The 20910-nt window shown below is 39.8% G+C and carries 19 protein-coding genes; 9 read left to right on the top strand and 10 right to left on the bottom strand.

Annotated features, from left to right (window positions below; genetic code table 11):
- Positions 1-81: 81 nt before the first annotated feature.
- The 3 genes from AC570I_RS10745 (at position 82) to AC570I_RS10735 (ending at position 1948) form a co-directional block, all read left to right on the top strand.
- Positions 82-1419, top strand: a complete 1338-nt coding sequence (locus AC570I_RS10745) for a GH1 family beta-glucosidase (RefSeq protein ID WP_497405445.1) — start codon at positions 82-84, stop codon at positions 1417-1419.
- Positions 1420-1508: 89 nt separating this feature from the next.
- On the top strand, positions 1509-1682 hold the full coding sequence (locus AC570I_RS10740; RefSeq protein ID WP_497405444.1) for a putative signal transducing protein: 174 nt from the start codon (positions 1509-1511) through the stop codon (positions 1680-1682).
- On the top strand, positions 1679-1948 hold the full coding sequence (locus AC570I_RS10735; RefSeq protein WP_497405443.1) for a hypothetical protein: 270 nt from the start codon (positions 1679-1681) through the stop codon (positions 1946-1948). The genes AC570I_RS10740 and AC570I_RS10735 overlap by 4 nt, the downstream gene beginning before the upstream one ends.
- A gap of 93 nt (positions 1949-2041) precedes the next feature.
- Here AC570I_RS10735 and AC570I_RS10730 read toward each other — a convergent pair whose 3' ends face one another.
- From AC570I_RS10730 to AC570I_RS10720, 3 genes are all read right to left on the bottom strand, one after another.
- A complete protein-coding gene (locus AC570I_RS10730) occupies positions 2042-4321 on the bottom strand; it encodes an aconitate hydratase (RefSeq protein WP_497405442.1) in 2280 nt (759 codons plus the stop codon).
- Positions 4322-4374: 53 nt separating this feature from the next.
- On the bottom strand, positions 4375-7140 hold the full coding sequence (locus tag AC570I_RS10725; protein WP_497405441.1) for a bifunctional aconitate hydratase 2/2-methylisocitrate dehydratase: 2766 nt from the start codon (positions 7138-7140) through the stop codon (positions 4375-4377).
- A gap of 404 nt (positions 7141-7544) precedes the next feature.
- Positions 7545-8201, bottom strand: coding sequence for a polysaccharide deacetylase family protein (locus AC570I_RS10720; RefSeq protein WP_497405440.1), 657 nt, complete (start codon positions 8199-8201; stop codon positions 7545-7547).
- 19 nt (positions 8202-8220) lie between these two features.
- On the opposite strand from AC570I_RS10720, the gene AC570I_RS10715 reads away from it, so the two are divergent.
- The 3 genes from AC570I_RS10715 to AC570I_RS10705 all read left to right on the top strand — a co-directional run bounded on the left by AC570I_RS10715 (position 8221) and on the right by AC570I_RS10705 (position 12305).
- The gene (locus AC570I_RS10715) at positions 8221-9714 is read left to right on the top strand and encodes a TolC family protein (RefSeq protein ID WP_497405439.1); all 1494 of its coding nucleotides are present in this window, start codon (positions 8221-8223) and stop codon (positions 9712-9714) included.
- A gap of 77 nt (positions 9715-9791) precedes the next feature.
- Positions 9792-11129, top strand: a complete 1338-nt coding sequence (locus tag AC570I_RS10710; RefSeq protein WP_497405438.1) for an efflux RND transporter periplasmic adaptor subunit — start codon at positions 9792-9794, stop codon at positions 11127-11129.
- 177 nt (positions 11130-11306) lie between these two features.
- Positions 11307-12305, top strand: a complete 999-nt coding sequence (locus tag AC570I_RS10705; RefSeq protein WP_047798719.1) for an NAD(P)H-dependent glycerol-3-phosphate dehydrogenase — start codon at positions 11307-11309, stop codon at positions 12303-12305.
- On the opposite strand, the gene AC570I_RS10700 is transcribed toward AC570I_RS10705, so the two are convergent.
- Entirely contained in the window at positions 12297-12425 is a 129-nt protein-coding gene (locus AC570I_RS10700; RefSeq protein WP_255352146.1) for a hypothetical protein, read from the bottom strand. The genes AC570I_RS10705 and AC570I_RS10700 overlap by 9 nt on opposite strands.
- Between AC570I_RS10700 and AC570I_RS10695 the strand changes: the two genes are divergently transcribed.
- Positions 12424-12768: a hypothetical protein gene (locus AC570I_RS10695; protein ID WP_047798718.1), complete on the top strand. Its 345-nt coding sequence runs from the start codon at positions 12424-12426 to the stop codon at positions 12766-12768. The genes AC570I_RS10700 and AC570I_RS10695 overlap by 2 nt on opposite strands.
- Before the next feature lie 42 nt (positions 12769-12810).
- Here the strand turns inward: AC570I_RS10695 and rimO are convergent, their stop codons facing one another.
- The 5 genes from rimO to rpmB form a co-directional block, all read right to left on the bottom strand.
- Positions 12811-14142 (bottom strand): 30S ribosomal protein S12 methylthiotransferase RimO, encoded by a 1332-nt coding sequence (gene rimO / locus AC570I_RS10690; RefSeq protein ID WP_497405437.1) that lies wholly within the window; start codon positions 14140-14142, stop codon positions 12811-12813.
- A gap of 27 nt (positions 14143-14169) precedes the next feature.
- Positions 14170-15132 (bottom strand): signal recognition particle-docking protein FtsY, encoded by a 963-nt coding sequence (gene ftsY, locus AC570I_RS10685; protein WP_497405436.1) that lies wholly within the window; start codon positions 15130-15132, stop codon positions 14170-14172.
- Positions 15133-15238: 106 nt separating this feature from the next.
- Positions 15239-15394 (bottom strand): DUF4295 domain-containing protein, encoded by a 156-nt coding sequence (locus AC570I_RS10680; protein WP_010599808.1) that lies wholly within the window; start codon positions 15392-15394, stop codon positions 15239-15241.
- Positions 15395-15478: 84 nt separating this feature from the next.
- Positions 15479-15661: a 50S ribosomal protein L33 gene (gene rpmG, locus AC570I_RS10675; protein ID WP_010599807.1), complete on the bottom strand. Its 183-nt coding sequence runs from the start codon at positions 15659-15661 to the stop codon at positions 15479-15481.
- Between the two features lie 43 nt (positions 15662-15704).
- Complete coding sequence (gene rpmB, locus AC570I_RS10670; protein WP_010599806.1) at positions 15705-15938, bottom strand: 50S ribosomal protein L28; 234 nt, start codon at positions 15936-15938, stop codon at positions 15705-15707.
- Between the two features lie 213 nt (positions 15939-16151).
- On the opposite strand from rpmB, the gene acs reads away from it, so the two are divergent.
- Together acs and AC570I_RS10660 are read left to right on the top strand one after the other, a co-directional pair.
- On the top strand, positions 16152-18047 hold the full coding sequence (acs, locus tag AC570I_RS10665; protein WP_497405435.1) for an acetate--CoA ligase: 1896 nt from the start codon (positions 16152-16154) through the stop codon (positions 18045-18047).
- A 428-nt stretch (positions 18048-18475) separates the two neighbouring features.
- Positions 18476-19207 (top strand): M57 family metalloprotease, encoded by a 732-nt coding sequence (locus AC570I_RS10660; protein WP_497405434.1) that lies wholly within the window; start codon positions 18476-18478, stop codon positions 19205-19207.
- A 320-nt stretch (positions 19208-19527) separates the two neighbouring features.
- Here AC570I_RS10660 and AC570I_RS10655 read toward each other — a convergent pair whose 3' ends face one another.
- The gene (locus AC570I_RS10655; RefSeq protein ID WP_497405433.1) at positions 19528-20895 is read right to left on the bottom strand and encodes a RagB/SusD family nutrient uptake outer membrane protein; all 1368 of its coding nucleotides are present in this window, start codon (positions 20893-20895) and stop codon (positions 19528-19530) included.
- Between the last annotated feature and the right edge of the window lie 15 nt (positions 20896-20910).

The following is a 20910-nucleotide window of genomic DNA, read 5'->3' as shown; positions in this document are numbered from 1 at the left end:
AAATGCTTTACGGTAAGTAATTTTCTTTGTTAATGATTTGTTAATAGTAAACTTGCAACTTACGCTCTATCAATTAATAAAATGATTAAATCAAGCGATTTTGGAGACGAATTTCTATGGGGAGTTGCTGTTGCCGCTACCCAGATAGAGGGTGCCGCGGCTGAACAGGGTAAAGGCCCTTCCATTTGGGATAGCTTTGCTGCCAAAAGTGGCAAAATAAAAAAAGGACATAAGCTGGATATCACCTGCGATTTCTATCATAAGTATGTAGAGGATATTGCATTGGTTAAACTGCTTGGATTTAAGGTATTCCGCTTCTCCATCTCATGGTCAAGAATTTTACCCCTTGGTAAAGGGGAAACCAACCCGCTTGGAATCAGATTTTATCATAACGTAATCGATGAGTGCTTATCGCAAGGGATTGTACCGTATATCACCTTATACCATTGGGATTTGCCTCAGGCTTTGGAAAACGAGGGCGGTTGGACAAGCTTTAGCATCAATGCCGCATTTAACGCCTTTGTTAGTATATGTGCACTCGAATATGGCGATAAAGTTAAAAACTGGATTGTTTTGAACGAACCTTTCGGGTATACATCTCTCGGTTATATGCTCGGCGTACATGCCCCGGGCAAAACAGGCTTAAGCAACTTTTTTCCCGCAGTTCTACATACCGCACTTGCCCAGGCCGAGGGCGGTAAAATTCTCCGCGCCGAAGTAAGCAATGCCAACATTGGTACAACATATTCCTGTTCAGAAATTGTTCCCTATACACAAAGTGAGAATGATATACTCGCGGCCAAACGGGTAGATTGTTTAATGAACCGCCTGTTTATCGAACCTGCACAAGGTTTGGGTTTTCCGACAGCCGGTTGGGATGTGCTCGAGAAATTTCAGCTGGAGTACGGTACCTGGCGTTTGCAGGAAAGAATGAAATTCGACTTTGACTTTATTGGACTTCAGAATTACTTCCCGCTAACGGTTAAATATAATGCTTTCATTCCAGTGATACAGGCATGGGAAGTAAAAGCTAAAAGCCAGCGGAAACCACATACCGCAATGGGCTGGGAAATAAATGCCGAAAGCTTTTATAACATCATTAAACAGTTTGCTGCATATCCTAATGTTAAAAATATTATGGTAACCGAAAACGGCGCAGCTTACCACGATAAATTGGTTAATGGCCATGTGGTCGATGCAGAACGCATCGAATATTTTAAGCTTTACCTAAATGCGCTGTTAAAGGCAAAACAAGAAGGAATTAATATTACCGGCTACATGGCATGGACATTAATGGACAACTTTGAATGGGCCGAAGGTTTCAACGCACGCTTTGGCCTGGTACACACCGATTTCAAAACACTCGAACGGACCATAAAATATTCAGGCTACTGGTGGCAGGAATTCCTTAAAAACTAATTGATGAGTTTCCAATCCGGAACTAAAGTTTTATATTACATATCGAATAGCCAAAGCCAGCGATTCAATACCTTTAATGAAATTTAATTATGAGCTCTTCTCAACCGGCCTCCGACAGGACAACAGTTTACAGCACCTATTACAATCCAATAGAAGCAAATATTATCAGGGCCCGCCTGGAAGATTCCGGTTTCGCATGCTTCCTTGCTGATGAAAACGTGGCAACAATCAATCCTTTGTACAATCAGGCTATAGGAGGGTGAAATTGATTGTTTTCGAAAAAGACGTGGATGAAATCAATCAGCTTCTTGGTACGGATGAGGTGTTTTACATTGATCAGGAGAATAAAATACCCGAATCTTCAGGTCAAACAACTTGCAGCAATTGCGGATCTTCAGATGTAGGCTACGGTATGGCCACAAAGAAGAAATTCAACTGGTGGGTCAAACTGCTTGCACTGCTTACCATTACGCACCCTATTAAAGCCAATAAATGTAATCATTGCTACAACTGCGGTCATGAATTTTAATAGCATCGTTTCTGAACCAACTCACATAAACAAAAATCCCGTTCTGATTTCAATCGAAACGGGATTTTTGATATAAATTAACGAACTTCCTGACTAGTTACCGGCTTTTGCAGCAGCTTCAGCTCTGATGATGTTTAGCGCACCACCTGCTTTAAACCAGTCGATTTGTTGAGCATTGTAACTATGATTAACCGGGAAAGAATCTTCAGAACCATCTGAATGGTGCAATACCAGGGTCAATGGTTTATCTGGCGCAAACTCAGTTAAACCTAAAATGTCCACAGTATCATCTTCCAGGATTTTATCGTAATCATCTTTATCAGCAAAAGTCAAACCGAGCATACCTTGTTTTTTAAGGTTGGTTTCGTGTATACGCGCAAAGGATTTTACCAGTACAGCCCTAACGCCTAAATGGCGTGGCTCCATAGCGGCATGCTCACGTGATGAGCCTTCGCCGTAGTTTTCGTCGCCAATTACTATCGAACCAAAACCTGCGGCCTTGTAAGCGCGCTGTGTTGCCGGAACAGGACCGTATTCACCTGTGATTTCATTCTTAACATTATCTGTTTTATCGTTGAAGTAGTTCACTGCACCGATCAGCATATTATTTGAGATATTATCTAAGTGACCGCGGAACTTTAACCAAGGGCCTGCCATAGAAATATGATCCGTTGTACACTTACCTTTAGCCTTGATTAACAGTTTTAAACCTTTTAAATCTGTACCTTCCCATGGAGTAAAAGGATCCAGTAGCTGCAAACGGTGAGAAGTAGGTGAAACCAAAACCTGAACCGAAGAACCATCAGCAGCCGGAGCCTGATATCCTGCATCCTCTACAGCAAAACCTTTGGTAGGTAATTCAAAACCAGAAGGTGGATCTAATTTGATTTGTTCGCCTTTATCATTCGTTAGCGTATCCGTCAAAGGATTGAAACCCAAATCACCCGCAATAGCAATCGCAGCTACCATTTCTGGCGAGGCTACAAATGCAAATGTATTAGGATTACCATCGGCACGCTTAGCAAAGTTTCTGTTAAATGAATGTACAATGGTATTCTTCTCCGCTTTCTCAGCACCTGTCCTGTCCCACATACCAATACATGGTCCGCAGGCATTGGTAAAGATAGTAGCATTTAGATCCTCGAAAGTTTTCAAATAACCATCACGATTCGCAGTATAACGTACCTGTTCCGAACCCGGATTAATTCCAAACTCCGCTTTGGTAACCAAACCTTTCGCAATAGCCTGATTGGCAATTGATGCTGCTCTCGATAAATCTTCATAAGAAGAGTTTGTACAAGAACCGATTAAACCCCATTCCACTTTCAATGGCCATCCGTTTTTCTCTGCCTCAGTTTTCATTTGCGAAACAGGAGTAGCTAAATCTGGTGTAAACGGACCGTTCAAATACGGTTCAAGGGTGTCGAGGTCAATTTCAATAACCTGATCAAAATATTGTTCAGGATCTGCGTAAACTTCAGCATCACCTGTTAAGTATTCCTTAATTTTATTAGCTTCGTCAGCAACCTCATTCCGGTCAGTAGAGCGCAAATAACGCTCCATACTTTCATCGTAACCGAAGGTTGAGGTAGTCGCACCAATCTCAGCACCCATGTTACAAATGGTACCTTTACCGGTACAGCTTAAGTTGATCGCGCCATCACCGAAATATTCAACAATTGCACCAGTACCACCTTTTACGGTTAAAATACCTGCAACTTTCAAAATTACATCTTTAGCAGCAGTCCAGCCATTCAGTTTACCAGTCAATTTAACACCAATTAACTTAGGAAATTTAAGCTCCCAGGGTAAACCAGCCATCACATCACAGGCATCAGCACCACCAACACCAATTGCAACCATACCCAAACCACCTGCATTTACAGTGTGTGAGTCGGTTCCGATCATCATCCCGCCTGGAAATGCATAGTTTTCTAATACTACCTGGTGAATGATACCCGCACCTGGTTTCCAGAAACCAATACCATATTTATTTGATACAGACGATAAGAAATCAAAAACTTCCGCACTTTCTGTTCTCGCATGAGGTAAATCTATTGATGCACCTTCTTTTGCAGTGATCAGGTGATCGCAGTGAACGGTAGAAGGAACGGCAACCTGTGGACGGCCAGCTTGCATAAATTGCAAAAGAGCCATCTGAGCAGTCGCATCCTGCATCGCAACACGGTCTGGTGCAAAATCTACATAATCCGTTCCGCGCGAAAATGCTTTCTTAGGATCGCCATCCCAAAGGTGAGCGTATAAAATCTTTTCTGAAAGTGTTAAAGGCCTGCCAACAATTTTGCGGGCCGCATCAACGCGACTGCCAAAATTTGCATAAACCTTTTTGATCATTTCTATATCAAAAGCCATACTGCTTAAATTTAATTGTTATTAATTGTGTGTTTTAAACAAGGTATACTCCTTTATTGTTTTGTTGAAATAGGGGTAAACTTGGTCAAGTTAATTCCTTCAACCGCTTCTTTGTATTCTGCAATATTTGGAATGCGGCCTAAAATAGCAGATAAGACAACAACTGGTGTCGATGCTAATAAAGATTCGCCTTTTTTACCATCTCTGTCTTCCACCACACGACCTTGAAACAATCGGGTAGATGTAGCCATTACAGTATCGCCTTTTGCTGCCTTTTCCTGGTTACCCATGCACAAATTACAACCCGGACGCTCCAGATACATAATATTTTCATACTCCGTCCTCGCAGTGCTTTTTGGCAGGGCATCACTGAATTCAAAGCCAGAATATTTTTGTAAATATTCCCAGTCACCTTCAGCTTTCAATTCATCAATGATGTTGTAAGTCGGCGCTGCAACTACTAGTGGTGCCTTAAATTCTACTTTACCAGTTTTGGTTTCAACGTTTTTCAACATCTGTGAAACGATTTTCAAATCATCTTTGTGCACCATACAAGATCCTACGAAACTAAGATCTACTTTTTTATCACCACCATAGAAAGTTAAATCCCTAATGGTATCGTGGGTATAACGTTTTGAAACATCTGCGTTATTTACATCCGGATCGGCAATCATTGGCTCATTGATTAGATCAAGGTCAATTACTACTTCAGCATAATACTTCGCATTCTGATCAGGCATTAAAGCCGGCTTGATACCCGTTTTAATTTCCTCAATTCGTTTGTTCGCTTTATTAATTAATCCCTGAAGTACCTGGTTATGGTTATCCATACCCTTGTCAATCATGATCTGAATACGGCCTTTGGCTATTTCCAGTGATTGAATCAAAGTATCGTCTTGTGAAATACAGATTGAGGCTTTTGCCTTCATCTCTGCTGTCCAGTCTGTAAACGTGAATGCCTGATCTGCTAATAAAGTACCAATATGCACCTCTATGATACGGCCCTGGAATACGTTTTCGCCATCGAACTGCTGTAACATCTGCAATTGTGTAGCATGGACCACATCGCGGAAATCCATGTGCTCTTTCATCGAGCCTTTGAAGGTAACTTTTACCGACTCAGGGATTGGCATAGATGCCTCACCAGTGGCCAGTGCCAACGCTACGGTACCTGAGTCTGCTCCAAAAGCTACACCTTTTGACATACGCGTATGTGAGTCACCACCAATAATGATCGCCCATTCGTCAATGGTGATGTCGTTCAGTACTTTGTGAATTACGTCAGTCATTGCATGATATTCACCTTTCGGGTCACGTGCAGTTATAACGCCAAATTCATTCATAAACTTCATTAGTTTAGGAATGTTTGCCTGTGCTTTTTTGTCCCAAACAGAAGCGGTATGGCAACCTGATTGGTAAGCTCCGTCAACAATTGGAGAAATTACTGTAGCAGCCATTGCCTCCAGCTCCTGAGCAGTCATTAACCCTGTAGTATCCTGCGAGCCTACAATGTTTACTTCTACACGAACATCAGAACCTGCATGTAGTACCTTGCCTGGTGTTAATCCTACAGCGTTCCTGTTAAAGATTTTTTCTACAGCAGTTAAGCCTTGGCCTTCAATGGAAACCTCTTTAGCCGGAGCGAAAACAAGTGGTGCCTCGATACCTAAGGTTCTCGCTGCAAAAGTTTGAATCTTCTTTCCGAAAACGATGGCGTACGAGCCTCCAGCTTTCATAAACTCCATTTTTTGTGGAGTTAAAGCCTTCGAAATATCAATCAGCTCCTGATCGCCATTATACAGTTTTTTAGTTCTTGTGTTGATCGTAAGTACCGTGCCGGTTTCTATCGAATAAACTTCTTCCAGAATCGGTTCGTCTTTTTCATTACGGATTACATTTCCGTTTTCATCTGTTTTCTTAACCCAGTTTTTAAGGTCGATACCAATACCGCCAGTTACATCAACTGTAGTTAGGAAAATCGGCGAAATTCCGTTGGTGCCGCCTACGATTGGAGCGATGTTAACAAAAGGAACATAAGGACTGGAACGTTTACCTGTCCAGAGTGCAACATTGTTTACTCCCGACATACGCGACGAACCTACACCCATGGTGCCTTTTTCAGCTACCAGCATCACGCTTTTGTCCGGATGTTGTGCCTGCAGCGCCTGGATTTCCTCCTGCGCTTCAGGTGTAATCATACACTTACCATGCAACTCACGATCCGAGCGGGAGTGAGCCTGGTTGCCTGGAGACAATAAGTCAGTGGAAATATCACCAACACCGGCAATAAAAGTAACAACCTTAATCTCCTCTGCAACAGAAGGTAGCGAGGTGAAAAATTCAGCTCTCGCATAACTTTCTAATATTTCTTTAGCAATTTCATTGCCATTATGATAGGCCTCTTTCAAACGCTCTGTATCCGCATCGTACAAGAAAACCTGTGTTTTAAGCACCTCAGCCGCTTTTTTAGCCTTATCTCCATTGTCAGTTAAGGCAATGTCTAATAAAACTTTGATGGAGGCTCCACCCTTCATGTGAGATAACAATTCAAAAGCAAAGTCGGGTGTAATTTCCGGAACAACCGTTTCACCTGATATAATCTCTTTTAAGAAAGCTGCTTTTACACTCGCCGCACCGGTAGTGCCCGGTAACGTATTATATATGAAAAAATTTACAGATTCTGCTCTGTTAAAGTTATTTACATTTCTGATTTGAGTGATGATTTCACTCAATAACTCTGCTCCGTCAATAGGTTTAGGGTGAAGACCTTGGATTTTTCTGTCTTCAATCTCCTGGATATAATCGTTATAAATACTCATCTTGATTTTTTATTCTTTTTGCTGTAAGCTCGCGCAGCAAAACATACACCTCACTTTTCACAAAAAGAATATTGTTATTGTGTATTAATTTGTCTTGGTGACTAAAAACTCGTTTTTTTGGTCAAAACAAAAATAGTAAAAAACAACCTTTAAATGCAATTTAGGCAGGCGGTTAAGCAATTTGGAATTGTTCTAAACTACAGAAAATTGCTGTAATTAGCAGTCATAATAGCTTCATAAAGCAGAGAAAATAAAAACTAAACTAGTGCTTGCTGCAGATTAAATGTCCGGTAACGAACGATAATGTTCAGTTACGAACACCCATATTAGCATAATCCTGTTTAATATTGCTTCCTTGCTGCTTCAGCGCACTTTTTTGAACCTGGCACAGCAATCGCTTACCGCTAAAGCGTTGCAAAAGCAAAACCTTTTTCAGCAAAATATTTTAAAACCCGTGGTAATGTGTATTCAAGCCGGTCAAAAGCTTTTAAGCTATCATGAAAAACGATAATAGAACCGTTCTCCGTATGTTTGATCACGTTTTGATAGCATTTCTCAGGAGCGAGGTTGATGTCAAAATCACCGCTGAGCACATCCCACATTATGATTTGGAGATTTGAATCCGTACCATTAATCTGCGAACCAAAAGCCCGATTAAGCAACATGGATTTTAGGCTACGGATCTGAGACTTCTTAATCCGGCCGTAAGGGGGTCGAAAAAGATTGGTCTGCGTCAACTTCTGACATTTTATTGTATTTTGGAGATAGGTTTCATTGTCGGTTTTCCAACCTTTTAAATGATTGAAAGTATGGTTACCTATTGCATGTCCTTCATTTTTAACACGGTTAAAAACTTCGGGATGCTTTTGTATATTATCGCCAATGCAAAAAAATGTAGCTTTAGCATTGAAAGCTTTCAAAGTTTTTAATACAAAGTCTGTAACATTGGGTATAGGTCCATCGTCAAAGGTCAGATAAATGACTTTTTCCGAGCGGGATTTATTCCATACCAGGGATGGATAATACCATTTTAGCAGAAGCGGTGATTTGATCAGGTACATTTTGCATCAAAGTTAGTAAATGCCTGTACAGATTGAAATTATTAAAGTTGTTTATATAGATTTGAAACAAATTATGAAGATGTTTACCAAAAATAAAGTTTTTTCGGGCCTTGCTCTCGCCCTTACATTAGTTTTTGTAGAATCTGCTAGCGCTCAACAGGTTTTAACCATTCAGCAGGCAGTAGATAATACGTTAAAAAATAATTTGCAAATCAAACAGGCCGCTTTCAGCGCTGCACTAACTGCTGAAGATTTAACGCAATCTAAAAATGCATTATTGCCCTCACTTAACGGTTCCGCAAATTACAACAAGAACTTTGGACGTAGCATTGATCCATCAACCAATCAGTATATCAGTCAGCAGTTTTCTTCTGCCAGCGGAAGTTTAACAGCCAGTGCCGATCTCTTCCAGGGCTTTCAAAAAATAAACCAGATCCGACAAAATAAGCTCCTCCTTTCTGCAGATAAAACCAATGTAGAGAAAATTAAAAATGATTTAATTCTGCAGGTAGTAACGGCCTACATGCAGATCCTCTATAATAAGGACTTATTGGCAGCTTCCCAGCAACAGCTGGATGTGGCCAAACAAACCTTGAAAAGAGAACAGGCATTACTTGATGCCGGAAACAAAACCCTTGCCGATATTTCCCAGGCAAAGTCTCAGGTGGCTACAGCAGAATTAAATACCACTAATGCACAAAACACGCTATCAATATCTTATTTAACACTTAATCAGCTCATGGAAATGCAGCCGGAAAACCGTTTTGAGGTTCAGGCGCCTGCAGTTGCAGATAATTATTCTTTGCAAAACAACTTCGACATCAGCACGATCTTTGGTACAGCGGTAAATAGTTTCCCCGATATCAAACTTGCTTCTTTGCGTACCCAGGCAGCATTAAAAGGAGTTGATATTGCCAAATCTTCCTACTATCCACGCCTCTCAATTGGCGGGGGATTAGGATCTAACTTTTCAAGCGGCAGAAGTAAGGTATTATCCATTACACCTAACGGGTTTTCTGAAATAGGTAGAACACAGCTAACTAACGAGGCAGTCGTAACACCGGATTTTGTAACCGTATTAGGCAAACAAACATTCTCTTCTCAAATCGAAGATAACTTCAATCAGTACATCGGTCTAAACCTTTCTATACCTATTTTTAATGGCTTTCTTGCCCGCACAAATGTGAGAAAGGCAAAAATTAATTATCAGAATACACAGGTTCAGGAACAATTAGCAAGAAACAACCTGAGCAAGGTAATCTCACAGGCAGTTTACGACCTTAAAGCAGCCGAAAGCAGATATACTTCAACTCAGAATGCATTTAATGCACAAAAGGATGCCTTTTATGTGGTCGAACAACGCTATAATGTGGGGCTCGTAAATTCACTCGATTACAGCACTGCCCAAACGAATAGAAATAAAGCTGAAATAGACTTTATACAGGCTAAATACGACATAATTTTCAGAGCCAAGGTCATTGATTATTACTTAGGCAAACAAATCACATTTTAATAACCCGTGTAATAACTCATCAGCATAATTAAATTAACACGAACAACCGGTGTAATCACCACAATAAATAAACTATTATGAAACTGAAACACATTCTAATTACCCTTGGTGTTATCATAGCCATTCTAATCGGCTTAAAAGTAGCTGGAGTAATTGGTGGCGAAAAAACCGAGAAGGTAACTACAGAAAAGGCATCCGATAAAACTGTTATTGAAACAGTAACCGCAAGCGGGAAAATACAACCCGAAACAGAAGTTAAATTGAGTTCAGAGGTTTCAGGAGAAGTTGTAGAATTAAAAGTTAAAGAAGGTGATATTGTTAAAGCTGGTCAGTTACTGTGTAAAGTCCGTCCTGATGTTCTTCAATCTGGTTACGAGCGTACTGTGGCTACCTATAATGCACAAAAAGCAAGTGTTGCCGGAGCGCAGCAGCAGCTGGCACAAAACCAGGCAAATTTTATCAATGCAGAGGCTACCTATAAACGTAACGTTGAGCTTTTTGCAAAAAAAGTAATATCAGCATCCGAATTCGATTCAGCCAAAGCTGCCTACCTTAGTGCAAAGGCTACACTGGAAAGCGCTAAAGAAAATGTTGTAGGCGCTAAATTCACCCTGGAACAAACTGGTGCCAATGTTAAAGAAGCAGGTGCCAATTTAGCCAAAACTACCATTTATGCACCTGTAGATGGAGTAGTGTCAAAACTATCAATCGAATTGGGAGATCGTATCCTGGGAACTTCGCAAATGGCAGGTACCGAAATCATGCGCATTTCAAACCTTTCATCAATGGAAGTGAATGTTGATGTAAATGAAAATGATATAACCAGAGTTAAAGTTGGTGATAAAGCGTCAATAGAAGTTGATGCATTCTCTGATAAAAAATTCAGGGGAGTGGTTACAGAAATAGCAAGTTCATCAACCGCGGTTGGTACCACCACCACAAGTTCTGTAGATCAGGTAACAAACTTCTCCGTGAAAATACGGATTACTGAAGAAATGGAAGGTAAACAACAATCGATATTCCGCCCGGGTATGTCGGCAACGGTAGATATAGAAAGTGAAACAGTAAATGGTTTGGCTATCCCGATTCAGGCTGTATTTACTGATGCCGGAAAGTCTGCAGAAGGAGCAAGCAGCGGAGATCAGGGAAGTGCCGATAAACAAAAGTCAAAACTTTCAGATAAGAAAATAAAGCAGTTTATATATACCTACGACGCGAAAACCAAGAAGGTTAAGAAAACCGAAGTCACTACAGGTATCCAAAACGACCAGTTTATCATCGTAAAATCAGGTATTAAAGCCGGCAATGAAGTGGTTACAGGCCCTTACTCAGCCATCCAAAACAAGCTTAAAGATGGTATGCTTGTAGAAAAAACAGCTAAAGACCAACTGTTTAGCAAAGACGGTAAGAAGTAAGCTATAATTATTCGCAAGAAATAGTAACTTGCGAAAGTTTAAGGCGTATTACAAGGTTTTCGGGGTGTAAGATTTAAGGTTCAGACAAATGGTCTCCACCTTAAATCTTACACCTTTTGCCTTAAACCTTTTTTTAAAGGCCAGCCTTACACCTTTTACTTTTAACCTTTTATACACATGGTACCTAAAATAGCAATGATAGGGGGCGGTAGCTGGGCAACTGCCATTGTAAAAATGCTATCAGATAATTTATCTGAAAAGGAAATATATTGGTGGATGCGCAACGAAGTTGCCATTGAGCATATTAAAAAATTCAAACATAACCCACACTATCTAAGTTCAGTAGAGCTGAAGCTTGCGACAGATAAAATTTCATCAGATATCAACTGCATTTTGAAATCAGCAGATTTCGTTATTTTAAACGTCCCTGCTGCATTTTTGAAAGAAACCCTGGCCGGTGTAACTCCCGAAGATTTAAAAGGAAAAAAAATTGTCTCAGCAATAAAAGGAATTGTACCTGAAGATAACCTGATCATTGGTGAATTTATGCACCAAAAATACGATATTCCTTATCAGGACATATTAGTGGTAAGTGGACCTTGTCATGCAGAAGAAGTTGCTTTCGAAAAGCTTTCCTACCTCACTATTGCTTGTACCGAAATAGAAACCGCATCATCTTTTTCCTCGCTTTTAAATAACCGTTATATCAAAACCAATGTATCTGATGATATCTTTGGAACGGAATACGCTGCGGTACTAAAAAATATTTATGCCGTAGCCAGTGGAATTTGTCATGGCATCGGCTATGGCGATAATTTCCAGGCAGTATTGATTAGCAATGCCATAAGGGAAATTAAACGCTTTGTAGACGTTGTACATCCGATAAATCGTGATATTATGGAATCTGCCTATCTGGGCGATTTACTCGTTACCGCTTACTCACAATTTAGTCGTAACCGTACATTTGGAAACATGGTAGGGAAGGGCTACACCGTGAAGTCTGCACAGTTAGAAATGAACATGGTTGCCGAAGGCTATTATGCAGCAAAATGCATGCATATTCAGAATCTGGCTTTTGGGGTGGATATGCCAATATGTAAGGCTGTACATAGCATCCTGTACGAAAAGCGTTCTCCTCAGATAGAAATGAAACTACTTGCCGAAAAACTAAGTTAAAGCGGAGGCCGATTGTAACTCAATACCCAACAAGTCTTTAACAATCAGCGAAATGCCCGTGGTCGAAACAAAACGGCAGCCTCTAATGTTACTGGTATAAATAATAATAATATCGGTCATGAAAAAGAAATTTGCAATAGGGCTATTAGCAATCGCATTAGTTGGCGGTGCTGGCTTAAGTGTTAACGCACAGGAAAAAAAGAAAACAGAGGTTGGTAAAGCTTTAGATCACACAGGTAAAGCAATTGATAAAGGAGCTAAATCAGTGGGTAATAAAACAGCAGAAGTTGCGGTAAAAGGCGAAGCAAAAGTTTCAGATAAAACCTGGAAAGGTAAAATGGCACCAGATGGCTCTAACGTTTACATAAACTCCAAAAATGAAAAATATTATGTAAATGCTAAAGGGGCTAAAATCTGGTTAAAACCTAGTCAGATTAAAACCAGGCCTGCATCAAAAAATTAATAAAAAAATCCCGGACCATAAGTCCGGGATTAATATATTTCTCTAAACGATTGTTCCGTATAAATCAAAGTCTTCCGCCCGGTCAATCATAATCTGAACAAAGCTTCCATTTGCAGCATAATCTGTTGATGCATCAATCAAAACCTCATTGTCAACTTCCGGTGAGTCAAACTCAGTTCTTCCCACAAAAAAATCACCCTCCTTTTTGTCAACCAATACCTTGAAGGTTTGGCCAACTTTTTCCTGATTAATGTCGAACGAAATACCCTGTTGTATTTCCATGATATCATCAACCCTTTGTTGTTTTACTTCCTCAGGAACATCATCTACCAAAGTGTGTGCATGAGTTTTCTCTTCGTGCGAATACGTAAAACAACCCAAACGGTCAAATTTAGTATCTTCAACCCATTGTGCCATTTCTTCAAAGTCGCGTTGCGTTTCACCTGGATAACCGCAAATTAAAGTCGTACGCATAGCAATGTTTGGCACCTTATCCCTGATCTGATTAACCAGGTCTATCGTTTTTTGCTTCGTTGTACCACGTCTCATCGATTTTAGCATGTTATCTGTAATGTGCTGTAATGGCATATCCAGATATTTGCAGATGTTTTCACGCTCATTCATGGCATCCAGGATCTCCATCGGAAATCCACTTGGGTAAGCATATTGTAAGCGAATCCATTCGATCCCCGGTACATCAGATATACGGCGCATCAGTTCATCAAGCTTACGGGTACCATACAGATCCAAACCATAATAAGTAAGATCCTGTGCAATTAGAATCAATTCTTTAGTGCCATTTGCAGCAAGGATTTTAGCCTCGTTAACCAATTCTTCCATCGGTTTACTCATATGCTTGCCACGCATAAGCGGAATGGCACAGAATGAACATGGCCGGTTACATCCTTCCGCAATTTTGAAATAAGCAAAATGAGATGGGGTAGTTAATAACCGTTCACCGATAAGTTCGTGCTTATAATTAGCACCCAGTTCATGGAGGATGTTTTGTAAATCGTTAGTGCCAAAAAAAGCATCAACATTAGTAATTTCTGCCTCAAGTTCAGGTTTGTATCGTTCAGATAAGCAACCGGTCACAACAACCTTTCCGATTTTACCAGCCTCTTTCAATTCACTGAACTGAAGAATGGTATCGATAGATTCTTGTTTGGCGTTGTCAATAAAACCACAGGTATTGATCACTACAATATCGTCTTTACCCATTTTGTCAGATTCGTGACTAACATTTAAATTGTTGCCACGTAACTGCCCCATCAATACTTCCGAATCATATATGTTCTTTGAACAACCCAGCGTAATAACATTTATTTTAGGTTGCTTAATGGAGGTTTTACTTCTTGCTATTTTGGTATTCATCTTTTACACTTAATCTTTACTATAATATTATTTAAACAAGCTATTCACAAACTCTTTTTTATCAAAAAGCTGTAAATCGCCGATTTTTTCGCCTACGCCAATATATTTAACAGGTATTTTAAACTGATCCGAAATGCCAATCACCACACCACCCTTGGCTGTACCATCAAGCTTCGTGATAGCAAGTGCGTTCACATCTGTAGCTTCGGTAAATTGTTTGCATTGTTCGAAAGCGTTCTGCCCGGTCGAAGCATCTAAAACCAATAAAATTTCATGTGGCGCATTGGGTACAACTTTTTGCATCACCTGCTTAATCTTACCTAATTCATTCATTAAGCCTACTTTGTTGTGCAACCTGCCTGCAGTATCAATAATCACTACATCCTCACCATTTGCAACTGCCGATTGAAGCGTATCAAAAGCTACAGATGCCGGATCAGAACCCATGGCCTGAGCAACAACCCTTACACCAACACGCTCACCCCAAAGCTTAATTTGGTCAACTGCTGCAGCGCGAAAAGTATCTGCAGCACCTAGCACAACTTTTAATCCCGATTCCTTAAGCTTATGCGAAAGTTTTCCTATTGTTGTTGTTTTACCTACTCCATTAACGCCAACAACCATAATTACATAGGGTTTATGGTCACCGTACTCAAACTGACGGAAGTCGTTACTGTTGTTTTCCGACAAGAGCAATTGGATCTCATCTCTTAAAATGAAATTCAGTTCCGAAGTATTCAGGTACTTATCTTTAGAAACACGTTCTTCAATCCGTTTAATGATTTTTAATGTAGTGCCAACACCAACGTCCGAAGTAACAAGTACTTCTTCAAGATTATCCAGAACTTCATCATCAACCGTCGATTTACCCGCAACAGCTTTGGTAATCTTATTGAAGAAACCGTCTTTCGTTTTCTCCAGTCCCTTGTCTAAGGCTTCCTGTGCTTCAGGAGCGGTTTCTTTTTTTTTGAAAAAATCAAATAAGCCCATTAGTATTATTGTTTAGAAATTATTCCCAACCGTAATTTGCTATAACAAAAAAAGCCCTCCCGGTTAAACGGAACGGCCTTTAATATTTTATTGAAAAATATTAACCTTATTTAGATGCAATAGCATCTTTTACGTGGTCGTTATGTACGATAAGCTCTTTGAATGAGTAAGCACCAGTTTTTGGTGATTTTACCATCGTAATTACTTTCGAATATTCTTTACCTGTACCGGTTTTAAGGGTTGCAACTACTTTCTTTGCCATGTTCTTATAATTTTAATGATTGAATGATAGATTGATAGAATGGGGGTTGCTCACCCTAAGCCTTCTACCTTAAAACCATCAACCTTATTTAATTTCTTTGTGTACGGTTACTTTTCTCAATACTGGGTTGAATTTTTTCAACTCTAAACGCTCAGTAGTGTTTTTACGGTTTTTCGTAGAAATATATCTAGACATACCTGGCATGCCACTTTCTTTGTGCTCAGTACATTCTAAAATAACCTGAACTCTGTTACCTTTTTTTGCCATTTTAATATTAAGTTAAACTGTTAATCTCAACAGTTAATGTTTTTTACAAAAATCCTTTTTTTACAAAACGATTGATCGCTTCGCTAATACCCACTTTATTGATGGTTTTAATCGCTGAAGTAGAAACTTTCAACGTAATCCAACGGTCTTCTTCAGGGATATAAAATTTCTGAAGTTTCAAATTAGGATAAAATTTGCGCTTGGTTTTAACGTTCGAGTGTGAAACGTTATTACCTTTCATTGCCATTTTTCCTGTTAAATCACAAACTCTTGACATGACTTGTAAATATAGTTGTTAAATATCGTCGCTTAATTTTTTTAAGAGTGTGCAAATATCTGAATAATAATTGTAAACAGCAAGAGTACAGGTAAATATTTTCATATATTTTTTAAAACATCCCAGGTATATTCAATTTGATACGATTTCAATATTTACCCTTATTATTATTTAATTAAATTAGCCGCTACTAACAAAATATATAACAGCGCCATGCAAATTACATCTTTTAAGCAATACGAAGAAGATTATAAAAAAAGTATAGAGAATCCCGAACAGTTTTGGGGCGAAGTAGCTCAGAATTTTCAATGGCGCAAGCCCTGGTTCAAAGTGCTCTCATGGAACTTTAACGAGCCCCAAATTAAATGGTTCGAAGGCGCGAAACTCAATATCACCGAGAATTGCCTCGATCGCCATCTCGAAAAAAATGGTGATAAACCCGCAATTATCTGGGAACCCAATAACCCTGAAGAAGAAAGCGTAACCCTTACCTATAAAATGCTCCACGAACGGGTTTGCCGTTTTGCCAACGTGTTAAAACGTAACGGTGCAAAAAAAGGCGATCGCATTTGTATATATATGCCAATGGTACCCGAGTTGGCAATCGCAGTTTTAGCCTGCGCCCGTATCGGAGCCGTACACTCTGTGATTTTTGGCGGGTTCTCCGCTAAGTCTATTGCCGATCGCATTAACGACTCGCAATGCAAACTGGTCATCACTGCCGATGGCTCTTATCGGGGAAATAAGCAAATTCCTTTAAAAGATGTGATTGACGACGCACTGATTGGTTGTCCAACAGTAGAGAAATGTATCGTATTAACGCACGTTCGTACCCCTGTTTCCATGCTCAAAGGCCGCGATGTCTGGTGGGAAGATGAAGTAAAACACGTAAATGATGTTTGCGAAGCCGAAGAAATGGATGCTGAAGACATGTTGTTCATTCTATATACATCAGGATCAACCGGAAAACCGAAAGGTGTGGTACATACCTGCGGGGGATATATGGTTTATGCAGGATATACTTTCTCCAATGTATTCAATTACCAGTCAAACGAGGTTTATTTCTGTACTGCCGATATCGGTTGGATTACCGGCCACTCTTATATCGTTTACGGACCGCTATCTCAAGGTGCAACTTCAGTATTGTTCGAAGGCATTCCAACCTACCCAAGCCCCTCACGGTTTTGGGATATTGTAGAAAAACATAAAATTAACACATTATACACAGCTCCTACAGCCATTCGTTCTTTGATGAGTTTTGGAGAAGATCCGCTACAGGGAAAAGATCTGAGTAGCATTCGCGTATTGGGATCTGTAGGGGAACCAATCAATGAGGAAGCATGGCATTGGTTTGATGAAAAAATCGGACACAGCCAGGCGCCAATTGTCGATACCTGGTGGCAAACAGAAACAGGTGGAATCATGATCTCACCCATCGCTACAGTCACCCCAACCAAGCCAGGTTATGCAACGTTGCCACTACCAGGCATACAGCCCATACTGGTGGATGAAAACGGAAATGAAATCACAGGAAATGGCGTAAGCGGAAATCTTTGTATAAAGTTCCCCTGGCCAGGCATGCTGAGAACAACCTACGGCGACCACGAACGGTGCAAACAAACCTACTTTTCAACCTACGAGAATCTGTATTTCACCGGTGATGGCTGTCTGAGAGATGAAGACGGTTACTATAGAATTACCGGGCGTGTAGACGATGTATTAAATGTTTCCGGCCATAGAATCGGAACCGCCGAAGTAGAGAATGCAATTAATATGCATGCCGGTGTAGTAGAAAGTGCTGTTGTAGGTTATCCGCACGATGTAAAAGGACAGGGTATTTACGCCTTCGTGATCTATCCGGAAATGCATGGAGAAGCGGAACTTTCAAAGAAAGATATTCTTCAAACCGTTACCCGCGTCATTGGGGCAATTGCTAAACCTGATAAAATCCTTTTCGTAACAGGATTGCCTAAAACCCGTTCGGGTAAGATTATGCGCAGAATATTAAGGAAAATAGCCGAGGGTGATACCGCCAACCTGGGCGATACTTCTACCTTACTTGATCCGGGAGTAGTGGAAGAGATTATTGAAGCAGCGAAGAGTGTGTAAATTCTTATTTTATTTTATTAAATGCTCCATAACATTTAACTTATGGGGCATTTTCCGTTTATTTCTTAATTGCCGGTTAATTCTTACTCTGATTTAGCAAATGGCAATTACCTATAAGTTATACAGATTTTAATTTGGGTCTCACTCCTTTTTGCTATATTTAAATTGTTGATTTTAAATCATATGCAATTTATTTATCTATTAACTAAATCAAAAACTATGAAAGTAAACCAAATTAAAAATCTATTTTATTTTTTATTGTTATTAGCAATCGTATCTTCTTGTAAAAAGGATATTAACGATGTGCAAATTACTGATGAGAAAAAAGAGGTACTTCAGTACATAAAAGTTTAGGTTATTCTGAAGCATCAATTAAGGATCTTGGAAAAGAGTATATAGTGCAGGGAGATATTTCCTTCCCAAAGGATATGGAAATACCCACAAGCAGAAGTCTAAAAATAGAAAACGTGGCTCCTTCAGTTGTACAGGATAAGTTGATGAGTTCATCTTCCATAACTGTTGGCTCAAAAATTAGTCAGACGTATACTGGGTATCTAGTTAGTCTAACCAATCGAATAAATGTGAAGGTGTATATTGATCCTTCTGTAACTAATCTTACAAATGAAATAAATTATGCGATTGGCCTTTGGAATAGTATACAAGAGTCCGGTATAAATTTTAGTATAGTTAATAGTGGTTCATATGATATTGCAATTATTAACCAGGTTATTAATGGTTACGGTGTTGCCCGTTTTCCACTTAGTGGAAGTGCTGGTAGTCTAGTTAGAATAAATGCGCAAAGTATGATCAATGATGGATTGACCTCTAATGAAATGGGAACTGTAATCGCGCACGAGATTGGACATTGTATTGGTTTTAGACATACAGATTGGTCTGGTATAGGTGAATCGGTTAGCGCGACAGATGATGTAGGGGCTTCCGCAGATGCTATAGACGTACCTAATGCCGGCGGCACAGATGTGGCTTCCATCATGAATAGTGGAGCGAATAATACTTTATCGGGGGTTTTATCTAACAAGGATATAATAGCATTGTTAAATCTTTATCCACTGGGGAATCCTTCAATTAGCGGACCAGGTATTATCAGATCAACAGAAGTTACACTTATAACTTATCTTACATATGGCCTTCATCAATAATTGATTGGAGTATAAATGGTAAGCCCGCCAGTATTTCTGTTACGCAGGGACAGGGTACAGGACACTTACATTAAATGTTAATAACAACGTAGGTGAATATTCAGAAGACTTAGAATTGTTGGCTCGAATGACTAATAGCAGTGGACAATATATTATCCTATCTAAGTCTTTCATATTACAAGGAAGTAAATACAAGTAAAAAAGAAAGATAACATTTTCTAACCTGCTAAGTTCTAAACTGAGAATGAATTCATAATGATCGGTATTTGTTGATAAGTATTAAAGCAACCAAAATGCCCCGCATTGACGGGGCATTTTGGTTAATAATATCCTGGGTTTTGAACAAGGTTTTTGTTCGCATCAATTTCTCGTTGAGGAATTGGGAAAACCAGGTTATTAGCATTCCATGCTATTGATCCAATATTGGTTTGAGTGCGCTTTGCGTCGTGTAATGAGAAGCCTTCAAAGGCCAGCTCCAGTTTACGTTCATTCAGTACATTAGCAAGAGTTGCAGTAGTGGTTGTCAAACCGGCTCTGCTCCTCACAACTGATAAATCCTGTAAGGGCGTTTGGCCTCCAATAGGTGCACTAGGTGCTAAACGAACATTACACTCTGCTCTGATTAAATACATTTCAGCTAAACGGATGATTGAAACATTTCCGTAAGGGTTTGCAAACTTTGAAGTGTACATGTCCCCATCATCATAAAAAGCATTTATCCGGTCATCCGAGGTGTCATAAGTGTTATCAATCCAGTCTTGAGAAATGACAGCATCTCCACGGCCGCCGTATGTCGATGAGCCATAGAACTCATTATAGCCATTAAAACCTGTTAAAGTTGTTACCTGGATGGAAAAAACATCCTCCGTAGTGTTCACACCTGGACTGGATCCCATGACTGGAAAGGCAGCTATGTAAGATGATGTTAACGAATAGTTTCCTGAGGATATTACTCTACTGGCTGCTGCGCCTGCAGCTGCATAATTGCCCATCTGTAAATACAATCTTGCCAGCATCCCAGCCGCAGAATATTTTGTAGCAAAGAAACCATTTGTTGCAGGTAATTTTGCTTCTGCATCGGTTAAATCGGCTATGGCTTGTGCATATACGGCAGCAACTGTTGCCCGGCTTACATAACTTCCATCAGTAACTGCCGAAGTTGGTGTAAGTACAATTGGCACCCCTAAATTTGACGATGGAGAACCATCATTGTAAGCTTTACTGAATAACCTTACAAGGTCAAAATATACTGAGCCTCTAATAAATTTAGCTTCGCCCTCAACTTTATTTTTCTTTGCTGCATCAACCTTTCCAATTGCTGCAATTACATTGTTTGCATCGTTTATTGCTGTATAACTGTCCGCCCATACGTTATTTACAAAGGTATTGGTCTTAAAAATAGATTTGTTTATCGTTTGTGTTAGTTCTTCATAAGTTCCATACCATTCGATAGCATCTGTATTAGCTAGAAAATCAGCCATTAAGAATGGTCTGCCGCCGTATAAATTTCTGCTTCCAAGTGCAGAGTAGGTGCCAACTAATGCTACCTCAACATCTTTTGAGGTAAGTAAAGCTTTGTCTTGTTCTATGGTATCTACCGGAGAAATATCAAGTGCCTTTTTGCATGATACTGCGCCGGTCAACAGTATAGAACCCAGCAACAGATGATATATATATGTTTTTTTCATGTTGATTCTTCTTTA

The sequence above is a fragment of the Pedobacter sp. A2324 genome (assembly GCF_059693705.1).
Note: the sequence above shows the minus strand (reverse complement) of the source record. Positions and strands in the feature narration are given on the sequence as shown.

Bases quoted from the DNA above. Each gene is read 5' to 3' on its own strand.
- AC570I_RS10745 (WP_497405445.1), top strand. From the start codon at position 82: ATGATTAAATCAAGCGATTTTGGAGACGAATTTCTATGGGGAGTTGCT.
- AC570I_RS10740 (WP_497405444.1), top strand. From the start codon at position 1,509: ATGAGCTCTTCTCAACCGGCCTCCGACAGGACAACAGTTTACAGCACC.
- AC570I_RS10730 (WP_497405442.1), bottom strand. From the start codon at position 4,321: ATGGCTTTTGATATAGAAATGATCAAAAAGGTTTATGCAAATTTTGGC.
- AC570I_RS10725 (WP_497405441.1), bottom strand. From the start codon at position 7,140: ATGAGTATTTATAACGATTATATCCAGGAGATTGAAGACAGAAAAATC.
- AC570I_RS10720 (WP_497405440.1), bottom strand. From the start codon at position 8,201: ATGTACCTGATCAAATCACCGCTTCTGCTAAAATGGTATTATCCATCC.
- AC570I_RS10715 (WP_497405439.1), top strand. From the start codon at position 8,221: ATGCCTGTACAGATTGAAATTATTAAAGTTGTTTATATAGATTTGAAA.
- AC570I_RS10710 (WP_497405438.1), top strand. From the start codon at position 9,792: ATGAAACTGAAACACATTCTAATTACCCTTGGTGTTATCATAGCCATT.
- AC570I_RS10705 (WP_047798719.1), top strand. From the start codon at position 11,307: ATGGTACCTAAAATAGCAATGATAGGGGGCGGTAGCTGGGCAACTGCC.
- AC570I_RS10695 (WP_047798718.1), top strand. From the start codon at position 12,424: ATGAAAAAGAAATTTGCAATAGGGCTATTAGCAATCGCATTAGTTGGC.
- AC570I_RS10700 (WP_255352146.1), bottom strand. From the start codon at position 12,425: ATGACCGATATTATTATTATTTATACCAGTAACATTAGAGGCTGCCGT.
- rimO (WP_497405437.1), bottom strand. From the start codon at position 14,142: ATGAATACCAAAATAGCAAGAAGTAAAACCTCCATTAAGCAACCTAAA.
- ftsY (WP_497405436.1), bottom strand. From the start codon at position 15,132: ATGGGCTTATTTGATTTTTTCAAAAAAAAAGAAACCGCTCCTGAAGCA.
- AC570I_RS10680 (WP_010599808.1), bottom strand. From the start codon at position 15,394: ATGGCAAAGAAAGTAGTTGCAACCCTTAAAACCGGTACAGGTAAAGAA.
- rpmG (WP_010599807.1), bottom strand. From the start codon at position 15,661: ATGGCAAAAAAAGGTAACAGAGTTCAGGTTATTTTAGAATGTACTGAG.
- rpmB (WP_010599806.1), bottom strand. From the start codon at position 15,938: ATGTCAAGAGTTTGTGATTTAACAGGAAAAATGGCAATGAAAGGTAAT.
- acs (WP_497405435.1), top strand. From the start codon at position 16,152: ATGCAAATTACATCTTTTAAGCAATACGAAGAAGATTATAAAAAAAGT.
- AC570I_RS10660 (WP_497405434.1), top strand. From the start codon at position 18,476: ATGGAAATACCCACAAGCAGAAGTCTAAAAATAGAAAACGTGGCTCCT.
- AC570I_RS10655 (WP_497405433.1), bottom strand. From the start codon at position 20,895: ATGAAAAAAACATATATATATCATCTGTTGCTGGGTTCTATACTGTTG.